The sequence below is a fragment of the Azospirillum sp. genome (genome assembly GCF_050789165.1).
Map to the genome: position 1 here is coordinate 42,898 of NZ_JBOZRT010000116.1, position 18,818 is coordinate 61,715.

15 protein-coding genes and 3 pseudogenes are annotated in these 18,818 nt (G+C 69.0%); 6 read left to right on the forward strand and 12 right to left on the reverse strand.

Features of this window, described 5'->3' with window-relative positions; translation table 11 throughout:
* The first annotated feature begins 15 nt into the window (after positions 1-15).
* From ACRWK7_RS25985 to ACRWK7_RS26000, 4 genes are read left to right on the forward strand one after another with little or no spacing between them, the layout of a single operon-like run.
* Positions 16-1,050 (forward strand): TRAP transporter substrate-binding protein, encoded by a 1,035-nt coding sequence (locus tag ACRWK7_RS25985; RefSeq protein ID WP_431859246.1) that lies wholly within the window; start codon positions 16-18, stop codon positions 1,048-1,050.
* Positions 1,051-1,105: 55 nt separating this feature from the next.
* Positions 1,106-1,660, forward strand: a complete 555-nt coding sequence (locus tag ACRWK7_RS25990) for a TRAP transporter small permease subunit (RefSeq protein WP_431859227.1) — start codon at positions 1,106-1,108, stop codon at positions 1,658-1,660.
* Positions 1,661-1,673: 13 nt separating this feature from the next.
* A complete protein-coding gene (locus ACRWK7_RS25995; protein ID WP_431859228.1) occupies positions 1,674-2,969 on the forward strand; it encodes a TRAP transporter large permease in 1,296 nt (431 codons plus the stop codon).
* Between the two features lie 24 nt (positions 2,970-2,993).
* Positions 2,994-4,439, forward strand: a complete 1,446-nt coding sequence (locus ACRWK7_RS26000) for an amidase (RefSeq protein ID WP_431859229.1) — start codon at positions 2,994-2,996, stop codon at positions 4,437-4,439.
* 59 nt (positions 4,440-4,498) lie between these two features.
* Here ACRWK7_RS26000 and ACRWK7_RS26005 read toward each other — a convergent pair.
* The 10 genes and pseudogenes from ACRWK7_RS26005 to ACRWK7_RS26050 all read right to left on the reverse strand — a co-directional run.
* Positions 4,499-4,720 (reverse strand): annotated as a pseudogene (locus tag ACRWK7_RS26005) (hypothetical protein); the annotation flags it as partial.
* Between the two features lie 245 nt (positions 4,721-4,965).
* Positions 4,966-5,297 (reverse strand): annotated as a pseudogene (locus ACRWK7_RS26010) (IS3 family transposase); the annotation flags it as partial.
* Between the two features lie 103 nt (positions 5,298-5,400).
* Positions 5,401-6,498 (reverse strand): endo-1,4-beta-xylanase, encoded by a 1,098-nt coding sequence (locus tag ACRWK7_RS26015; RefSeq protein WP_431859230.1) that lies wholly within the window; start codon positions 6,496-6,498, stop codon positions 5,401-5,403.
* A complete protein-coding gene (locus ACRWK7_RS26020) occupies positions 6,495-7,820 on the reverse strand; it encodes an O-antigen ligase family protein (protein WP_431859231.1) in 1,326 nt (441 codons plus the stop codon). The genes ACRWK7_RS26015 and ACRWK7_RS26020 overlap by 4 nt, the downstream gene beginning before the upstream one ends.
* A complete protein-coding gene (locus ACRWK7_RS26025) occupies positions 7,817-9,106 on the reverse strand; it encodes a hypothetical protein (protein WP_431859232.1) in 1,290 nt (429 codons plus the stop codon). The genes ACRWK7_RS26020 and ACRWK7_RS26025 overlap by 4 nt, the downstream gene beginning before the upstream one ends.
* A gap of 13 nt (positions 9,107-9,119) precedes the next feature.
* Positions 9,120-10,082 (reverse strand): glycosyltransferase family 2 protein, encoded by a 963-nt coding sequence (locus ACRWK7_RS26030; RefSeq protein ID WP_431859233.1) that lies wholly within the window; start codon positions 10,080-10,082, stop codon positions 9,120-9,122.
* A complete protein-coding gene (locus ACRWK7_RS26035) occupies positions 10,079-10,858 on the reverse strand; it encodes a WecB/TagA/CpsF family glycosyltransferase (RefSeq protein WP_431859234.1) in 780 nt (259 codons plus the stop codon). The genes ACRWK7_RS26030 and ACRWK7_RS26035 overlap by 4 nt, the downstream gene beginning before the upstream one ends.
* 2 nt (positions 10,859-10,860) lie before the next feature.
* On the reverse strand, positions 10,861-12,063 hold the full coding sequence (locus ACRWK7_RS26040) for a glycosyltransferase family 4 protein (protein ID WP_431859236.1): 1,203 nt from the start codon (positions 12,061-12,063) through the stop codon (positions 10,861-10,863).
* A gap of 14 nt (positions 12,064-12,077) precedes the next feature.
* The gene (locus ACRWK7_RS26045; RefSeq protein ID WP_431859238.1) at positions 12,078-14,357 is read right to left on the reverse strand and encodes a GumC family protein; all 2,280 of its coding nucleotides are present in this window, start codon (positions 14,355-14,357) and stop codon (positions 12,078-12,080) included.
* Between the two features lie 40 nt (positions 14,358-14,397).
* Positions 14,398-15,855 carry a sugar transferase gene (locus tag ACRWK7_RS26050; protein ID WP_431859240.1) on the reverse strand — a complete coding sequence of 486 codons (1,458 nt, stop codon included), beginning with the start codon at positions 15,853-15,855 and terminating at the stop codon, positions 14,398-14,400.
* 470 nt (positions 15,856-16,325) lie between these two features.
* Between ACRWK7_RS26050 and ACRWK7_RS26055 the strand changes: the two genes are divergently transcribed.
* Complete coding sequence (locus ACRWK7_RS26055) at positions 16,326-17,975, forward strand: carbohydrate-binding domain-containing protein (protein ID WP_431859242.1); 1,650 nt, start codon at positions 16,326-16,328, stop codon at positions 17,973-17,975.
* 25 nt (positions 17,976-18,000) lie between these two features.
* Here the strand turns inward: ACRWK7_RS26055 and ACRWK7_RS26060 are convergent, their stop codons facing one another.
* Both ACRWK7_RS26060 and ACRWK7_RS26065 read right to left on the reverse strand, forming a co-directional pair.
* Positions 18,001-18,312, reverse strand: a complete 312-nt coding sequence (locus ACRWK7_RS26060; protein ID WP_431859244.1) for a transposase — start codon at positions 18,310-18,312, stop codon at positions 18,001-18,003.
* A 20-nt stretch (positions 18,313-18,332) separates the two neighbouring features.
* Positions 18,333-18,671 (reverse strand): annotated as a pseudogene (locus tag ACRWK7_RS26065) (transposase); the annotation flags it as partial.
* Here ACRWK7_RS26065 and ACRWK7_RS26070 point away from each other — a divergent pair.
* Positions 18,565-18,818, forward strand: a 254-nt coding sequence (locus tag ACRWK7_RS26070; RefSeq protein WP_431859247.1) for a transposase, incomplete at its 3' end; no start/stop codon positions are given. The pseudogene ACRWK7_RS26065 and the gene ACRWK7_RS26070 overlap by 107 nt on opposite strands.

Here is an 18,818-nt window from a genome sequence, read left to right on the forward strand (position 1 = left end):
GATAGAGTGAAGCGTATGAAGTTCGCCGCCTGCGCCGTCACCCTGGCGTTGGCCCTGCCCGGTGCAGCCGTCGCCGAGAACGTCAAGCTCCGGGTGGCCGGCAACCTGATCTCCACCGGGCTCATCCTGCAGAACAAGGAACAGCCCTTCTTCGAGAACTTTGCGAAGACCACCTCCCTGCCGGTCGATGTCGACTACAAGCCGATGGACGCGCTGGGCATCAAGGACACCGAGGGGCTGCGCACGCTGCGCTCCGGTCTGTTCGACATCGTGGCGCTGCGCCTCAATCAGGTGTCCCGCGACGAGCCGTTCGTCCTCGGCGTCGATCTCGTCGGGCTGAACCCGGATTACGAGACCACGCGCAAGACGGTCGATGTCTATCGCGAGGCCTTCGACAAGCGCATCCAGGAGCGCTTCAACGCCAAGCTTCTGGCGGTCTGGCCGTTCGGTCCGCAGGTGCTGTTCTGCAACCCGAAGATCGGCGGTCTGGCCGACATCAAGAACCAGAAGGTGCGCGTCTACGACCAGTCGCTGGCGAAGTTCATCGAGAAGCTGGGCGGCATCCCCGTCACCCTCTCGTTCGGCGAAACGCAGCAGGCGCTGCAGCGCGGCGTCGTGGACTGCGCCATCACCGGCCCCAGCTCGGCCAACAGCGCCGGCTGGACCGAAGTGTCCAAGTACTTCATGCCGATCGGCTTCAGCGTCGGCATGCAGGCCTACGCCATCAACCTGAACACCTGGAAGAAGTTCACGCCCGAGCAGCAGAAGGTGCTGGGCGATTCCTTCCGGAAGTACGAGAACGATCTCTTCGCCTACTCGCAGGAGCTGTTCGACGACGCGGTCCGCTGCAACGTCGGCAAGGATCCCTGCACGACCGTGAAGAAGTACAACCTCGTCGAGGTGCCCGTCACGGCGGCGGACCAGAAGCTGGTGCGCGACGCCATGGTCGAGGTGTCCCTGCCGGCCTGGTCGGAGCAGTGCGACAAGAACTATCCGGAATGCACCAAGGTCTGGCGCTCGACCATCGGTCCGGTCGTCGGTGTGAAGTAAGGCGTTGCCGTGTCCGGGCCCGGCGCCCGGACACGCTTTTCAAAAAGGCAGAGTCATGAAGAGACTCGTTGAACCGCTGGCTAACATCTTCGGATACACATTGCTTCTGCTGTGCGTTCTCGTGATTGCCGAGACGGTCGGGCGAAAGCTATTCAACTTCTCCCTGCAGGGCGTGGACGAGCTTGGCGGGTACATCCTGGCGCTCGGGTCCGGGATCGCCTTCACCGTGGCGTACGTCGATCGCGCCCACATCCGGATCGATCTGGTGCATGCGCTGCTGCCGCTCGCCAGCCGCGCGCTGCTGACGTGGGTGTCAACCCTGCTGATGGCGCTGTTCGCGATCACGCTGCTGTACGTCGGCTGGCTGGTGATCGTCGAGACGCGGGAGTTCGGCAGCACGGCCCCGACGCCCTGGGCGACGCCGCTGATCTGGCCGCAGTCGGTCTGGCTGCTCAGCCTCGCCGTGTTCGCGGGGATCACGGTCCTGGCGGCGATCCGCGCCACGATCCTGTGTCTGGGCGGACGCTATGGCGTGCTGGAGCAGGAGTTCGGGCCGAAGGTCGCTGAAGAAGAGCTCCGCGAGGAGCTCGAAAACCTCCGCAGTCGGTGAAAGGCCTGCGATCATGGGAATTCCTGTCATCAGCGTCGCGTTTTTGGTTTCCCTCGCGGTCCTTCTCGTCGGCATTCCCGTCGCGGTGACGCTCACCGCCGTCGGCATGCTGGGCGGCCTGACCGTGATCGGCTTGCCCATGGTGGAGTCCTTGGGAAGCGTCGTCTGGGGCGTCCAGAACGACTACGCCCTGACGGCCATCCCGCTGTTCATCCTGCTGGGCGAACTGCTGCTGCGCAGCGGCTTGGCCGACCGGATGTACGTGGCGCTGTCCGCCTGGGTCGGCCGCCTGCCCGGCGGCCTGCTGCACGCCAACATGACGGCGTGCACCCTGTTCGCCGCGACCTGCGGCTCCTCGGTGGCGACGGCGGCGACCGTCGGCACGGTGGCGCTGCCGACCATGCGCGAGCGCGGCTATCCTCTTCCCGCCACGCTGGGCTCGCTGGCGGCTGGCGGCACGCTGGGCATCCTCATTCCGCCGAGCGTCGCCATGCTGGTGTACGGCTCGATCACCAACAACTCGGTCGGCAAGCTCTTCATCGCCGGAGTCCTGCCCGGCATCCTGCTGACGCTGTGCTTCATGCTCTGGATCCTGGTCAGCTCCTGGCGCAGCGGCGGCGCCCAGGTCGAGGTGCGGCTGTCCTTCGTCGAGAAGCTCCGGCTGTCCAAGGACCTTCTTCCGCCCTTCCTGATCTTCGGCTGCGTCATGGGCAGCATCTACACCGGGCTGGCGACGCCCACGGAGTCCGCGGCCTTCGGCGTGCTGCTCGCCATGGGCCTGGGGGCGGCGTTCGGGAAGTTCAACCTGTCCATCCTCCATCACTGCTTCCGCCAGACGGCGTCCCTGACCGGCATGATCGCGCTGATCATCGTGGCGGCGTTCGTCCTGAACGTGACGCTCAACGCGCTCAACATCCCGCAGATGCTGACCACGGCCGTGGCGTCCATCGGCGTGACGCCGACAACCTTCATCCTCACGCTGATCGCGCTGTACGTGGTGCTGGGCATGTTCCTGGAAGTGCTGTCGATGCAGGTGACGACCATTCCCGTGGTCTACCCGATCGCCATGTCGCTCGGGATCGACCCCATCTGGTTCGGCGTCTTCATCGTGCTGATGAGCGAGATCGCCCTCATCACGCCGCCGGTCGGCATGAACCTGTATGTGGTCCAGGGCATCCGCAAGGACGGCGGCCCGATCGGCGACGTCATCAACGGCGTGATTCCCTACGTCTTCATACTTCTGCTGTTCACCGTGCTTCTGTGGTTCCTGCCCGAGATCGCGACGTGGCTGCCGCAGAAGATGTCTTGATGATCGAGGACCGGAGCCACTGGGATGAATAGGACGCAGGATCTTTGGCGCTGGTCGGCGCGCGACCTCTCGTCGGCCTACCGCCGGAAGGACGTTTCGCCGGTGGACGCGCTCCAGGCATGCCTGGAGCGGCTGGAGAGCGTGAACCCGCTGATCAACGCGGTGGTCAGCCGCGACGACGAGGCGTCGCGCGCCGCCGCGGAGGCGAGCGAGCGGCGCTGGCGGGACGGCACGCCGTTGTCCGCCCTCGACGGCGTGCCGCTGACCGTGAAGGACAACATCCCCGTACGCGGCCTGCCCGCGACCTGGGGAAGCCGGCTCTATGCCGACTTCGTGCCGGACCGGGACGAGCTGCCGGTGGACCGGCTACGGGCGGCCGGCGCGGTGATCGTCGGCAAGACGAACGTGCCGGAGTTCACGCTGCAGGGCTACACCGACAACCGTGTCTTCGGCCCGACGCGGAACCCCTGGGATCTCGACCTCACTCCCGGGGGGTCGAGCGGCGGCGCCGTGGCCGCCGTTGCCTCCGGCATCGGGCCGCTCGCCATCGGCACGGACGGGGGCGGGTCGATCCGCCGGCCGTCCTCCCACACTGGGCTGGTCGGCCTGAAGCCGTCGGTCGGCCGCGTCGCGCGTTGCGACGGCTTCCCGGCCATCCTGCTGAACTGCGAGGTGATCGGCCCCATCGCCCGCACCGTCGACGACGTGGTCATGGCCATGGAGATCATGGCTGTGTCGGATCCGCGCGACCCCTTGTCCGCCCGTTACGCCGACCGTCCCTTCGCCGTCGGGCCGGCGACGAACTGCCGGATCCTCTATGTCGAGACCTTCGGCGACGCGCCGGTGGACCCGGAGATCCGGGCGAGCGTCGCGCTGGCCGCGGACCGTCTCGCCGAGTTGGGGCACCGGGTGGAGCAGGCGGGCCGCTTCACACTGGTCGATGCTGTCAACGAGAAGGTCTGGCCGGTGATCAGCCAAGCCGGGCTTGCCTGGTTGCTGGAACGGCATCCGGGCTGGATGGGGCAGATATCCGCGGGGCTTGAACCGCTGGCCGAGGCGGGCCGGTCCTTCTCCGCGACCGCGTTCGTCGGCGCGCTCGACACCATCGCCGAGGCGAGCCGGGCCCTGTCCGAGCTTTTCCAGGACTACGACCTGATCCTGACTCCGTCGGCGGCCGCGCTCCCATGGCCGGCCCGGGACATTTTCCCGCCGACCATCGACGGATGCGATGTTGGTCCGCGCGGCCACGCTGTGTTCACGGCGTTTGCGAACGCGGCCGGCTTGCCGGCCATCAATCTGCCTTCGGCCCCTTCCCGGGCGGGTCTTCCCATCGGTTTTCAGCTGGTGGGACCGCAAGGGGCCGATCCTCTGCTGTGCACGGTGGCGCGTGGATACGAGGAGGCCCATCCCTGGGCAGATCGCTGGCCGTCGCTCCCGCCGGACGGCGTTCCCGGTGCGTCTTTCGCCTGAGCGGGCTTCACGCCCGTTCGCTTGTCGTTTCCGCTGGCGCGGCGAGGGATGTTGGTTCTCAGCAAAAGCCTCAAACACCGGTAGCCGAACCGCCGCCCCTCAGCCGCCAACTCACGCAGACGGGCGCGGAACGGTGCGTCGTCCGCTCGCCGGGAGCGGGGGCGCACCGATGAGCGGTCCACACCGGGAATGGCGCACGCCCGCCGCTGGCTGATCCCATGCTCCGCCTGTGCATGAGCGACAGCCGCTCGTCGAGCCGCGGGCGTCACCATTTTTGCGGAATGATCTGTTCCTCGCTGAACCGGCTCTTCTTGGTCACGTCCCTGGACGTGGCGTAGGAGCTGTGGGGAACCATCCCGCCGGCAGCGCGCCCAGTGCTGGCGTAGGCGAGCCGGATGCCCACAGCGGGGCGGCCATTGAACCGCGCCGGTTTTGTCGTAGGCCGGCTTGGTTGAGTCACGCCGCCATGGCGACGTCCTCATCTTGGGCATAGCAGCGCGCTTCGGCTTCGGCGGGAGGAATGTTGCCGATGGGTTCGAGCAGGCGCCGATGGTTGGACGGCGCGATGCGCGTCGATGGAGGCGATCATGTCCGGAACGGGCGGTCGAGCTCCGTCTGGGCGAAATGCGCCGACGCCTTGCGCAGGATCTCGTTCGCTTGGCGCCGCTCGCGGCTCTCACGCTCCAGCGCCTTGATCCGCTCCCGCTCGTCCGTTGTCGGACCCGGCCGCTTGCCCGCGTCGCGCTCCGCCTGCCGGACCCAACCCCGCAGCGTCTCGGGATTGCAGGTGATCTTCGCCGCGATCGAGTTGATCGCTGCCCACTGCGAGGCGTGCTCCCCTTGATGCTCGAAGACCATGCGCACGGCGCGCGCGAACCTCAGGGGCTTATTTGGGTGATGCCTGTTTCGTCATGATGACCCCATCCTCAGGAAACGGGGCTTCCGGGAAACCCGGTGCGGTTCATGGCAAACGCGCAAACGCCGCCTGGATTGCGTTCAGCGCCGGCTTGGGGCGATAGCCGTCGTCGTAGGGCAGAGGGCGCAGGTCGCCATGGGACGGCGTGCTCTCGAGGAAGCGCAGCCAGGAGTACCGGTCGCTCAGCCCCCAGGTGATGCAGGCCGCCGTGCTCCGGTGCGGCAGCACGATGTCCAGAAAGGCCGCGTAGGCATCGGCAACGCGTGCGTCCTGGTTGCCAAGGGAAGGGGTGTCGTCGGCGACATCCAGTTCGGTGATCATGACGCGCAGGCCGCGGTCCGCCACGTCGTTGAGGAAGTCCGTCATCCCACGCCCCTCGAACGTCATCGACGTGCTGAGGTGGGCTTGGATGCCGAGCGCATGCACCGGCGCGCGGGCGGCTTTCAGGCGGTCGATCAGGCGCAGCACCGCCGTGCGCTTGGCGCGTGCCTTTGGGCTCGCGTCGCAGATGCCGAAATCGTTGTAGACCAGCAACGCCGACGGGTCGGCCGCCGCGGCCAGTTCGAAGGCGAGCGCGACGTAGCTCGGCCCGAGGGCCCGCATCCACGGGGTTTCGCGCAGGCCATCGGCACGACCGTCGTCCAGGTCGACCGCTTCGTTCACGACGTCCCAGGAATGCAGCCGGCTGCGGTATCGGCCGACCACCGTCGCGATGTGCGTGGCGAGCAGGGGGGCGGCCGTCCTGACGTCGATCCGCCCGTTGCACCAGGATGGCAGCGCCTCGTGCCAGACCAGCGTATGGCCCCGCATCGGAACGCCGATGCGCCGGCAGAATCCCGCGACGGCGTCCGCCCGCGTGAAGTCGAACCGGTCCGGCGCGGGGCGCAGCGCCGCCCATTTGAGGTCGTCCTGCGCGACGATGACGCGGCACTCACGCGCGAGCAGGGCGGCGTAGGCAGGATCGGTCTCGATATGGCGAGCCAGGCAAGCGGTCCCGAACAGGATGCCCTTGTCCGCGGCGACCGCGCCGAGGGACGCGGGCGCCGCGACAGCGTGAGCGCACAGGTCGGCCGGAACGAACGGCAGCACCGCGGCGGCCGCGATCACGTCGCGCCGTCGCGGCTGCCGCGGAGCGGCCGTCATGGCGCGCTCTCCCGCCTTGCCCGGAACAGCGCCAGGTGCGCCAGGATCATCATCAGCGCGAACCCTCCGAACAGAGGCATGATGTTGATCGATTCATTGAAGCCGTGGAACAGGTAGAAGCCCAGCTGCCCGAGCATCCAGAGCGTACCCCCCGACGGCGCGGCGGCGTAGCGCCGCAGCCCGGCGACCAGCCCGCCCAGCAGGAGAACGCACCACAGCGCCAGCCCGACGATCCCGAGGCTGATGAGGTGCTCGACGTACATCGAGTGCGCCTGATTGATCCCCCATTGATGCAGCGCCGAGATCTCGAGAATCCGCTGGGGCGTCCAGAAGCTGTCGAAGCCGGCCCCGGTGAGCGGCCGCTCGGCGGCGAACGCGAGGCAGGTCTCCCAGATGTCGGTCCGCCCGGTGAGCGCCCCGATGTTCCCTTCGTCGCGCGGCTTCTCCAGGGCGGCGAGAACGCCTGCCACCGGTGATGCGTCGGGCGCGACCGCCTCGGCCAGCGTCAGGGCCGATCCCGCCAAGCCGCACAGGGCCAGCGCGACCAGGAACGTCCGGGCCGAGCGCCGCCACGACCAGACCGCCACGACCGCCGCCGCCGCCAGGACGAGGCAGATCAGCGACGTGCGCGATTGCGTCAGGAATACGGTGGCGGTTCCCAGGATCAGCAACGCCGCCCCGGCCCGTGTCCGCCGCTCGTCCCCGGGCAGGCACAGGCACAGCCCGGTCAACGCCAGCTGAGCGGCGGTCGAGCCCTGCAGGTTCGGGTGAACCGTACCGGAGAACCGGTACTCCGCCGCGAACGGCGCGAAGGTGCCGAGGTGCAGCTCGTTCAGGACGCCGACGGCCAGATTCGCCAGCGTGACCCAGACGAACACCGAGCGCATCGCCCGGGGGGCGAGCGTCGCGACGCCGATGGCGCCGACCAGGTGAATGAGGAAGACCGTCAGGCGCCGTAGGGTCAGGTCGGGCGCCGTGCTCCAGAACAGGCTGAGCGCCGCCCAGCCGACGTAGGACACGAAGACGAGGCCGAGCGGGGAAGCCACCGCGGCGCGGCGGCCGTGTGGCCGCAGCAGGAGATGCAGGCCGAGCAAGCCCACGGCCGGGATGAAGAGACGCCGCAGCAGACTGCCTTCGCCCGCCTGTGCGGCCAACTGCTGCTCGTCGCTGACCGACCCGTTCAGCAGGGAGAGCGGAAAGGACAGGTCATGGAACGTCACCAGGGAGGTGATGAACAGCACGACGACGGTCAGCACGACGGGCTGCAGGGCGAACCCCCGGAGTGGCGGGATTGGCGCGATGCGGACGGTCATGTCGCTCATGCGGGCTCGTCCTTGGAGGGCAGGGCCTCGCGCAGAGCGGCGCGAAGCACGGCCGCGCGCACGGCGAAGGCGAGGACGTTGGACGCGAGAAAGCACACGGCGGCGCCAGCGGGACCGAAGCCGACCGTCGCCCACGCTCCGGCCAGCGCAAATCCGGCGAGCGGAATGGCGTTGACCGCGCAGTCGGCGCCCCCGCGGCCAAGCGCGAACAGCCCGCGCGACACGCAGAACGAGGCGGAGCCGATTGCCAGGTTCAGGGTCAAGGCGACGGCGAGCGGCGCGGCGGCGGTGAAGCTCGCGCCGTAAAGCAACGTGACGAGGCGCTCGCCGGCCACGGCGAACATCACGGTGAAGCCCGCGGCCAGCACGGCGAGGCGCAGCCCCCGCCCGGCCACCTCGCCCGCGAGCGAGCGCGGGGACACGGCGGCGATGCGCACCGCAGCGTGGTTCTGCAGCGCGGCGAGCGGCACGTTGCACAGCCCCGAAAGGCCGAGCGCCGCCGCCCAAAGCCCTGCCCCGGCCGGTCCCTGCGCGGCGGAGATCGTCCAAGGGTAGGCGACCGTGGCCAGCGACCACATCGCGCCGCTCAGCACCATCCATCGGGCGACCTTCCAGTTGTCGCGCCAGTGCCGGAGCGCCAGCGGCACGCGCGCGTGCACGCGGCCCAGGCTGGGAAGCCACAGCGCACAGGGAACCGCGCACGCCAGCGCCGCGGCGCCGAAGCCCCACGCCAGGGTGAAACGCTCAAGCGCCACGCCCGCCGCAAGTCCGGCCGTCCACAGCGCGAGCACCGCCGCATCGAAGGCGAGGCACCGGCGCAGAAGCCCATGCACGACGAAGAACCGGCGCATCTGATCGCGGAACAGCAGCAGCGCAACCGCGCAGGGCGCGGCGAGCCCGACCGCTCCGGCACCGGCGCCCTGAAGGGCGACGGCTACCGCCGCAACGGCCATCGCCAGGACCGCCATGCCGCCCTGGTGCATCACCGCGCTGCCGAAGAAGGCGCTCCGCTTCCAGCGGGGCAGCTTGCAGCGGTTGACCACGTATGGCGCGCCGATGGTGGCGGCCTGCAGGTCGACGAACAGCCAGACCAGCGCCATGACGAGCGTGTACAGGCCGAAATCGTCCAGCGGCAGCAGGCGTGCGAGCGCCGCCGTCAGCGCGAAGCTGCCGGCGCTCACCAGTCCCTGGTCGAGGATGACGACGGCCTCGTCGCTCGCGCCGGCGTGCGCCGCCGCCATGCACAGGCGGGCGGGGGCGGATCCGACCATGGCAAGCCGCTGCATGGCGAACCCTTCCTCAACGCCAAGCGCGCGCGCCGCCACCACCTCGCTGACCGAGGGCCAGACGGGCGGCCGCAGCCATATAGGCAGCCGAGTAGCGCAGCGAGCAGGCCCGGCCGAGCGTGGCGTCCCGATCTCCCGTCGCGCGCGCCGCCGCCAGCCGAAGCGCCGACAGCAGCGCATGCCCGGCGCGGAGGGCGCAGGTTCCCAGAAGCCCGGCAGAGCCGGCGTCCTTCAGGTCGTCCGCCGCGCGGGAGGCGGCCCCCCGCGCGGCGACCCGGAACAGATAGGCGGGGGTCAGGCGCGACGCCGGCGTGAGGTGCCGGACCGCCGCGTCGGGTGCAAAGGCGATGCGCGCCCCCATGCGCCGGGCCCGGCGGAACCACTCCGCGTCCTCTCCGTAGGAGAGGGTCGAGTCGAATGGGCCGATGCGCGCGAAGAGCCGGCGGCGGGCGAGCGCGTTGCCGGTGCCGGGCACCACGGTGGGAACTCCCGCGGCGGAGTTCGCGGCGCGCATTGCCATGAAGCCGTTGTCGCCCAGCAGCTTGAGCACCGTCGGGTCGAGCCGCGCGCCGGCTTCCTCGGTCAGCACGACGTGGATGCGCCCAGCCACGCAGTCGGCCGGCGTCTGCTCCGCGCACGCCAGCAACCCCGCGAGCCAACCCGGCGCAGCCTCCTGGTCATCGTCGAAGAACGCGATCCAGTCACCGCGGGCGTTGGCGACGCCCGCGTTGCGCGCCGCCGCGACGCCGCCGTGCGGAATCCGCACGCAGCGCAGCGGAACCGGTGTGCGCCCGGCCAGGATCGGGACGAGGTCCGGCGTCGCGTCGGTCGATCCGTCGTCCACCACGAGGATCTCGAAACGGCGCCCATCCGGCAGGATCTGGTGGCACAGGCTCTCCACCGCCGGCCCGAGCATGGCGGCGCGGTTGTAGGTGCACAGGACGACCGTCGCCGTGCAGGGCGTGTCCTCCATCATCCGTGGATCTCCTCGCGTTGGCCTTGCGGTCCCTGCAGCCGTTCCAACGCCACAAGCCAGAGAAACGGCAGGTCGTCGATCAGGTAGCGCCGCCACAGCCGGCGCGGCTCCTGGCTGAGGCGCCACAGCCATTCGAGCCCGTGCACGCGCATCCAGCGCGGTGCGCGCGGGATGGAGCCGGCGACGAAGCTGAAGCTGACGCCGATGCCGATGGCGAAGCGGACGCCACAGCCGGCACCGTGCCGTGCGATCCAGCGCTCCTGCTTGGGTGCGCCGACCCCGACGAAGAGGATGTCGGCGCCCGACCGGCGGACCATGGCCTGGATGCGCCAGCATTCCTTGGCGTCGTGTTCGAATCCATGGGCCGGCGCGTACACCCCTGCGATCCGCAGGGCCGGGTGACGGTCGGTCAGCGTCGCCGCCGCGCACGCGGCGGAATCGCCGGCACCCCCCAGCAGGAAGATCGACCAGCCGCGCGCCGCGGCCCTGGCCGACAGCCGCTCGAACAGGTCGGTCCCGTTGACGCGCCCGCGCAACGGGGTGCCGAGGCAGCGCGACGCCCACACCAGCGGCACACCGTCCGCCACGCGCAGCGACGCGCCGGCGTAGACGGCCCGGAAGTCCGCGTCATGGCGCAGCTTCATGATGTGGTCGACGTTGGGGGTCACGCCGTACGCGAACCGGTTCGCGGCCAGGCAGTCCTCGACGCGCTTCAGCGCGCCGTCGAGGGAGACGTTGTCGATGGGTTGACCAAGGATGCGGATGCTGTTGCTCATGCTCACACCTTTCGAAGGGCCGGGAGGGACCGCGGCGCGCCATCGGAAAAGAGCTGCCGGGCACGGCCGTAGGCGGCCAGCAGGCGGTCAAGGCAGCGGTCGGCGGTGTAGCGCAGCAGCACCGCCTGCCGCCCGGCGGCACCGGCGGTCCGGCAGCGCTCCGGATCCCGCCAGAGCGCCGCCAGCGCATCGGCGAGCCGGTCGGCGTCGCCCGGCGGGACCAGCGCTCCGAAGCGGCCCTCGTCGAGAATTTCCGGCACCGCACCGACGGCACTGGCCACCACCGGCACCCCGTGCGACAGGCTTTCCGCCGCCACCATGCAGAAGGTCTCATAGCTGAGGCTCGGCACCGCGACGATCCGCGCGCCGCGGTAGAAGGCGGCCAGCGCGTCCGCGCCGAGCGTGCCGACCCAGGCGACGTTCGGCGGCGCCGTGCGCAGGGCGGTCTCCGCCAGCGGCCCTCCGCCGGCGATGCGGAACGGCACCTCGGGCAAGCGCCGGGCCGCCTCCAGGACCGTCTCCAACCCCTTCTCCGGGCTCAGCCGGCCGACGAAGGCGATATAGGCGCCGTCGGCGGGATCCGCCGGCATCGGCGGCGGCGCCACCATGTTCGGCACCACGGCGATGCGCTCGGCCGGGTAGCCGCCGCGGATCAACTGGTTCCGCTGGAAGTCGCTCATGGCCACGAGCACGGTCGCCCGGTCGCGGACCAGCCCGCCCAGGCGCACCGCCGCGCTGCGCGCCGCGTAGACGGCGCTTTCCACCAGCGACCCCCGGCAGTTGGACAGCACGCACCAGTGCTCCCCGTCCAGGCAACGCTCGCAGATCGCACCGTCGCGCAGATGATACCAGGTCGGGCAGGTGAGGATCTGGCTGTGCACGCTGTACAGGCTCGGCACGCCGCAGGCGCCGGCGGCGGCGAACACCGAAGGCGACCAGTTCGGAAAGATGTTGTGGGCGTGCAGCACGTCGGGCCGGAGCTGCCGGATCAGGCGGGTCACCTCGCGGAAGGAGAAGGGGTTGAACACGCCCCCCACGGCGGCGCCGACCTTGCGCAGCGCCGAGGCTTCCGTGCCGCGGCTCGACTTGACGGCGAGGTCGACCTCGTGCCCGCGGTCGCGCAGAAGGGAGACGGTGGCGTCGACCACCACCTCCTCGCCGCCGTGGACGCTGCGCTGCTGGTTGTACAGCATGAGGATCTTCATGGCCGGTCCCCCTCTCACTCGGCGCCGGCGAGCGGGCGGGCCGCCGTCATCCGCCCGGCGCCGATCCCATAGGCCGCGTGGTTCCGGTACACGCCGTAGTAGGCGCCCGACCCGTTCCGCCCGAACCGGCGCAGCCGGCGGAGGTCGGCCCGGTTGAGCACGCAGCCGCTCAGCCGCGCACCCGCCCCCGCCAGCTCCGCGAAGGCGGCCAGCGCCATCGCCCGGGGCGTCTTGGACCACCGGACCACGAACACCACGCTGTCGGCCCAGGCGGCGAGGAAGCGGGAGCTGCTCGTTGCCAGGATGGGCGGCCCGTCCAGGACGATGAGGTCGTAGTGCTCGCGCGCCTCCTCGATGATCCGCCGCAGCGTCTGCGAGGACAGCAGGCGCGCCGGGTCGGCCCCCAGGCTGCCGCGCAGCAGGAAGTCGGGAAGGCCGTCGCCGCCGGGAACCACGCTGTCGCGCCAGCAGGTCTCGCCGGCCAGACATTCCGTCAGCCCGGCGAGGAGGGGCGCGGTGATCGCATTGTTGCGGTCCTTGTAGATGTCGCAGTCCACGTACAGCGTGCGCGTCCCGGACCCCGCCGCGTTGAGGGCCGCGGAGACCGCCATGAAGGTCTTGCCCTCCTTCGGGACCGCCGACGTGAAGAGCACGACCCGGTCCTCCGGCTTGCGGAACACCAGGAACTTGACGTTCGCCATGGCCTCTGAGAACGCGGCGAGCCTGCCGGTCTTGATCGACAGCTCCGGCCCGGCCGCCAGCTCGTAGCAATGCCCGCTCTTCAACTCGGGCACGATCGCCACCTCGGGCTTTCCGAACAGCGCGGTCACCTCGTCCGCCGACATGATGACGGTGCGGAAGCGCGACCGGGCAACCGCTGCCAGGACGGCCGCCGCCGCCGCGCCGACGAGGCTGGCGCCCAGCACGATCGGCAGCCGCGGGAAGTCCGGACGCAGCGGCGCCTTGGCCGCGGAGACGACGCGCGCGTTCGGCTGGGCCAGACGCTCCTGCTCTTCGGTCTGCTTGAAGCGCTCCAGGAAGGTGTCGTACATGCGCCGGTTGGACGCGACTTCCTGCTCCAGCTGCGCCAGCAGCGGCTGCATGTGCTGGTAGTCGTTGAGGCGGCCGTTCAGGACGTCGAGGTTCGCCCGCATCAGCTGTTCCTTCTCGGTCACCACCCTCAGCTCGTTGCGCAGGGATTCGGTGATCACGCCGACCTCGCTCTGGATGCGGCGGCGGGTTTCCGCCATCTGGCGCGCGTTGTCGCGGATGGTCGGATGGTCGGGGCCGTAGCGGCCGATCAGTTCGGCCTGTTCGCGGGCCAGCTGCGCCTCCTGGTCGCGCAGGCGCTGCATGCCCGGGGAGGCCAGCGCGCTGGTGGTGTTGCCGCCGGTCTGCCGCAGGTTCAGGTTGGCGATTCGCGCCTCTAGCGCGAGCCGGTCGGCCTGCACGGTCATCAGCTGGGTGTTGGCGTCGGCGATTTCCTTGAGGATGACCGGGGCGGCAACCCCGTGTGGGGCCAGCAGTTCGCTCATGGCCGCGTTGGCCTTGAAGTCGGCCACCGCCCGCTGCGACCGCAGGAGATCGGCCTGCAGTTCGTTAAGGCGCGACTTGATGACAAGCGCGGCGTTGCGGGCGGCGTGCACCTGCTCTTCGGTGCTGTCGGCGGCGTATTGGTCCGCGAGGGCGTTGGCGATGCCGGCGCCCAGCCGCGCATCGGGGGCACTGACCCGGATCGAGAGGACGGTCGACCTCCCGACCTGACCGACCGTGACGGCGCGCCGCAGGATCTCGACCGCCGCGGCGACGCGCTCCGTCCGGGTGGGCAGCGGACGGTCGATCTGGTCGGCGGGAGGGACGAGGCGCAGCCGCTCGGTCACTGGCCCACCTGTGTCGCCGAACACCGCAGCGGCCGTGTCGATCCCGTCGAGGATCCGGTTCGCGGCCCCCTCCGCCGCGGTGAGCAGCGCACGGCGCTTGCCGGTGTTGACGAAGGCCGGCTCCTCCTCCAGCGCCATCGCGGTGACGACCCGTTCCAGGAACCGGGTGGAGGTGATGATCGCCTGGCTGGTCTGGATGAGCACCGTGTCGACCGGCTTCGGCTCGATGACCGGGGCCTGGTCGGCGATCACGCGCCGCGGTGAATCGACCAGCACCAGCGCCTCCGCGACATAGGTCGCCGGGTACGAGGTGAACAGAAGGTACGAGGCGGCGAACAGCACGGCGAAGGTGGCGGTCGCCAGCTTCCAGTGGGGCAGCAGGCTGCGCAGGTCGTGCGTGAGCGTCGTTTTCATTGCGCCCTCCCGGGAGTTTATCGGACTTGTGGTCGGCTGGTCAGCGGGCGCCTGCCCCGGACACGACCCGGTACAGCGTCAGGATCAGGATGTGGAGGTCGAGCCAGAGGGACCAGTTGCGGATGTAGTGCAGGTCCAACTGGCGCTGGACGAAGAGGTCGCCGTCGCTGCGCGCGGCGATCTGCCAGAGGCCGGTGAGGCCGGGCGGCACGCTCATGCGCAGCCGGCGGAAGGACTCGTCGAAGCGCGCCAGATGATAGGGCGGGAACGGGCGCGGCCCGACGAGGCTCATGTCGCCCCGCACGACGTTCCAGAGCTGCGGAAGCTCGTCCAGGCTGAAGCGCCGAAGAAGCTGGCCGACCCACGGAATGATGCGCGGATCGTTCGTCAGCTTGAAGCAGCGGTTCCATTCCTCGGCGGCCGACGGGTCGGCCTTGAGCAGGCGGGACAGGCGCGCGTCGGCGTCGACATGCATGGTGCGCAGCTTCCATACGGCGAACGGGCGGCCGCCGCAGCCGATCCGCTGCTGCGAGTAGAAAGCCGGCCCGGGGCTGGCGATCCGGACGACGAGCGCAAGTCCCGCGATGACTGGGGCCGCGCCGGCGAGAAGCACGAGGCCGGCCAGCCGATCGACGGCGGCTTTCACCCCATGGTGCCACGCCGGGGCGTTCGGCCGGCTGAAGAGCGCCACCAGCCCGTTGAGGCTGCCGGCGCGGAGCCCCAGCGCCTGCATGTCGGACAGGTCCGGCACGACGATCACCTCACGGAACGGGAAGCGTCGCGCCGCCTGGTCGTCTTGCAGGCCGGCCGACACCACCACCGCCACCGCGCCGCGCCGCGCCGCTTCCGGCAGCTCGGCGAGCGTGCGGACCTGGAGAATGCCGAGGAGCCGGCCACCGTCGGCCGGCGCCCCGCACGACCGGTCCACGATGCCGATGGGGCGCAGCCCGATCTCCGGCGCGCTCTTGAGCATCAGCGCCATGGACTGCGCCGCCTCGCCCGAGCCAATGACGACGGCGTCTCGGCTCCACACGCCAGCGCGCGACAGCGCCGGACGGACCATGGCATCCAGGATGGCCGAGACGGTCAGGAACAGGGGCAGCGCGAGCAGCGCGATCCACGCGTACGCCGTTCTGCCGGTGAAGACCTCCCACACGAGGAAACCCAGGCAGAACTGCAGCGCGCACACGACGCGGGTGCGCAGCGTTTCGGCGGCGCCGCATCCAGCCGGTTCCCCGACCTTCGCCAGGGCGAGGCCGAACGGGAACGCCAGCAACGGCAGGTAGATCTCAGAGAGTGCGATTTGAGGGGCGGAAACGGACCGGTTCACCAAGCCGAAGGCTATGACCGCGGCGACCGTGTCGCAAACGGCTGTTGCCGCGACGCCGGTGAACGCCCTGACCAAGGAAGATGACCCCGCCGCATGATCAGGCGGCGAAGCGCTGGTGTGATCGGCAACGCCGCTGCCGTCCTGAATAGTGGTGATTTCTGTCGACATTGCGCGTCCTCCGGCTGCCTAGGGCAGTGAAGATCCGTGGGCGGAGGCCGTTCGGCCGCCCACCGTAATTAAGGTTCTTTTGTTGTGTGGTCGGTTCTGTACTGATGGATGAGCGGGAATAGGCAAGAAATGCGAAGAACGCCCAAATCCCTAACGTTCTTGACAGGTGAAGTCTGTCAGAGAAGGTTCCCGATTCAGAAATGCAATCATGTGGTGGTAGACCCTCCAACCAGCCTGCCGAAGCGGCCGCTTGCGCTGCCGGCTACCCACATTTTCGGTTGACACGGCGGCAATAAATATGATGCCGACCAGAAATATAATTGTGAATAATCGAATATTCGAAAGTGATCGCTTTCAAGCCGGCGTCACTTTATTGCTCAAACTTGTGCCTGACAATTGGCGCGTCGATGTTGCAGTCCTGGCGAATCCGCTTCGTAAAATCTTAGCCGAATTCGGCAAGAACCTGCCTTGTGGACGGCACCGCAACCGGCTTCGGCCAAACGCAAGGTGAAGGCATGTCAGGCACTCTGGTCTTTGGCGAAGAGTTCGACACGTTCAACGCATACAGCCGGACCGATCGCTGGCGCACCTCCTACGAATGGGGTCCCGACGTGCCGATCAACGGCGAGACGGGGTACTATGTCGACACCGAAAACGCCGGGCGGTCGGGGCCGGCCGGCGCCACCAACCCGTTCAGCACCGCCAACGGCGTTCTGACCATCACCGCCAGGCCGCAAGCCGGCCTGCCGAACGGGCAGACCTACGCGAGCGGCGTCATCAGCACCATGGACAGCTTCGAGCGCACCTACGGGTACTTCGAGGTGCGGGCCCAGATGCCCGGCGGCAACGGCTTCTGGCCGGCGTTCTGGCTCATGCGGGCGGATCACGTCTGGCCGCCCGAACTCGACGTCATGGAGTATGCCTCGCGCCTGCCGAACGAGTACGCCACAGCGCTGCATTGGACCTCCCCGACGGACGGCGGCTATGCCTACACCGGGCGGACCAACGGGGGGCTACCGAGCCTCTCCGGCGGCTTCCACACCTACGGCGTCGATTGGCAGAAGGACGCACTGACCTGGTACTTCGATGGCAAGGCCGTGTACTCGGCGCCGACCCCAGCGGACATGCACGGCCCGATGTACATGCTGCTGAATCAGGCGGTCGGCGGCGGCAGCTGGATCGGCCCGCCGGACGGTTCGACCCAGGCCTACAGCATCGACTACGTCCGGGTTTATGATTCCCGCCCGGTTTCGACGCCGCAGCCGCCGATCTGCGATGTCGGTATCGTGGTGAGCGCGCATGGCACGCCCTACAACGGCATCAAGCCGCATTTCAACCTGCTGGTGGACGGCGTGAAGATCGGTGAAGGCAGGGCCGATGCGACGACGGCCGACTTCGCCTTTACCGCCGCGCTCGCGGCGGGCACGACGCACAAGGTTCAGGTGCAGTACGACAACGATTCCGGCCCACGCGACCTGTACGTCGACAGCATCGCGATCAATGGCCGGTCCTTCGCCGCGACGGATGCGGTGATGACCTACGACAAGGGGGCGCTCGACGGCAGGGACGTGGTCGCCGGCCAGTCAGGCCTGTGGTGGAATGGCACGCTCGTGGCGACCCTGCCGGACAGTGTCTTCCCGTCCGCCCCGCCTCCGCCGTCGGCCGGCCCCTCCTCCATCGTGGTCAGCGCGTCCGGCAGCGCGGCTGCCGGCGTCTTCGCCCATTTCAAGCTGCTGATCGACGGCGCAGCGGTCGGCGAAGCCACCACCGCCGCCGAAGCCAGAGACTTCGTTTTCACGCCCACCGTGGCGCTCGCGCAAGGGCACAAGGTGCAAGTGCAGTTCGACAACGACGCGTACATCAACGGGCAGGATCGCAACCTGTTCGTCCACAAGGTGACCATCGGCGACAGGATCGTCCTGCCGAGCGATCCGACAGTCGTTTATGACAAGGGCGCCCTCGACGGTCGCGACGTTGTGGCCGGGAAGAGTGAGATGTGGTGGAGCGGAACGCTGGTGGTGAACGCCGACGAAAGCTACTTCCCGGTATCGCCGTCAGGCGCAGCTTATCAGCACGAGTTCGAGGTGGGCCATGATGTAGCAAACTGGGGAATGTCTTAACTGACTGTCTGCAAAGTTGAGTGTGTCATGATCGGGCGAGGTGCCGGAGCATGATGCGGCTCATTGCCGTGTGAACCATGGCCACGCTCGTCTCGGGGAGGCGCTCGTAATCGCGGGCAAGACGCCGTGAGCGGGACAGCCAAGCGAAGGTTCGCCCGACAACCCAACGCCATGGGATGGCCTGGAAGCCGGTCGGACGCTCCTCCAGGCCATAACGCCATGCCTGGCGCTGGCGGTGGAAAGGAACTTCCACCCGCCAGCTCCGCTCGCCTTCCAGCGATTTCGCAAAGGGTCCAACGTAGGCGCCATCGGCCCAGACGAGTTCCAGCCGGGGCAACGCCCCAGCGACGCGTCGATCATCTGACGGGCGCCGAGCGTGTCATGCAGGTTGGCGGCATGGACATGCACCAGGAGGATCAAACCAGCGGCGTCCACCAGGATATGGCGCTTGCGCCCAAACACCTTCTTGCCGGCATCGAGACCACGGGCCGGACCCGTTCTTCCGATCCCCCGCACGCCGGCAAACTTTGCAACGGTACCGAAGCGCGCGCCGACATTACCGGAGCTGGGCCAACTCGACCGCCGTCGCATAGCGTCACTCGTCGGCTTGGACCCGGTCTCTCGCGACAGCGGCAAGCGCTCCGCTCCGCGGGCGATTGCCGGTGGCAGACCCATTGTCCGGACGGTACTCTGCATTGCCGCCTTGCTCGCTTCCCGATGGCGTCCTGTCAATCGGCTTCGGACTCGGGGCTTTTCCAAGTTTTGTGTGGATCACCGAGGCGTGTTTCGCTTCTCGAGGTTCGCGTCAGGCGTGACCGAGGACCCGACCGCGCAGCAGGTCGA

Coding starts and splice junctions, on each gene's coding strand:
- ACRWK7_RS26015 (WP_431859230.1), bottom strand. CDS start 6,498: ATGACGGCCGCTCCGCGGCAGCCGCGACGGCGCGACGTGATCGCGGCC.
- ACRWK7_RS26040 (WP_431859236.1), bottom strand. CDS start 12,063: ATGAAGATCCTCATGCTGTACAACCAGCAGCGCAGCGTCCACGGCGGC.
- ACRWK7_RS26045 (WP_431859238.1), bottom strand. CDS start 14,357: ATGAAAACGACGCTCACGCACGACCTGCGCAGCCTGCTGCCCCACTGG.
- ACRWK7_RS26035 (WP_431859234.1), bottom strand. CDS start 10,858: ATGAGCAACAGCATCCGCATCCTTGGTCAACCCATCGACAACGTCTCC.
- ACRWK7_RS26000 (WP_431859229.1), top strand. CDS start 2,994: ATGAATAGGACGCAGGATCTTTGGCGCTGGTCGGCGCGCGACCTCTCG.
- ACRWK7_RS26020 (WP_431859231.1), bottom strand. CDS start 7,820: ATGAGCGACATGACCGTCCGCATCGCGCCAATCCCGCCACTCCGGGGG.
- ACRWK7_RS25985 (WP_431859246.1), top strand. CDS start 16: ATGAAGTTCGCCGCCTGCGCCGTCACCCTGGCGTTGGCCCTGCCCGGT.
- ACRWK7_RS26050 (WP_431859240.1), bottom strand. CDS start 15,855: ATGTCGACAGAAATCACCACTATTCAGGACGGCAGCGGCGTTGCCGAT.
- ACRWK7_RS25990 (WP_431859227.1), top strand. CDS start 1,106: ATGAAGAGACTCGTTGAACCGCTGGCTAACATCTTCGGATACACATTG.
- ACRWK7_RS26030 (WP_431859233.1), bottom strand. CDS start 10,082: ATGATGGAGGACACGCCCTGCACGGCGACGGTCGTCCTGTGCACCTAC.
- ACRWK7_RS25995 (WP_431859228.1), top strand. CDS start 1,674: ATGGGAATTCCTGTCATCAGCGTCGCGTTTTTGGTTTCCCTCGCGGTC.
- ACRWK7_RS26025 (WP_431859232.1), bottom strand. CDS start 9,106: ATGCAGCGGCTTGCCATGGTCGGATCCGCCCCCGCCCGCCTGTGCATG.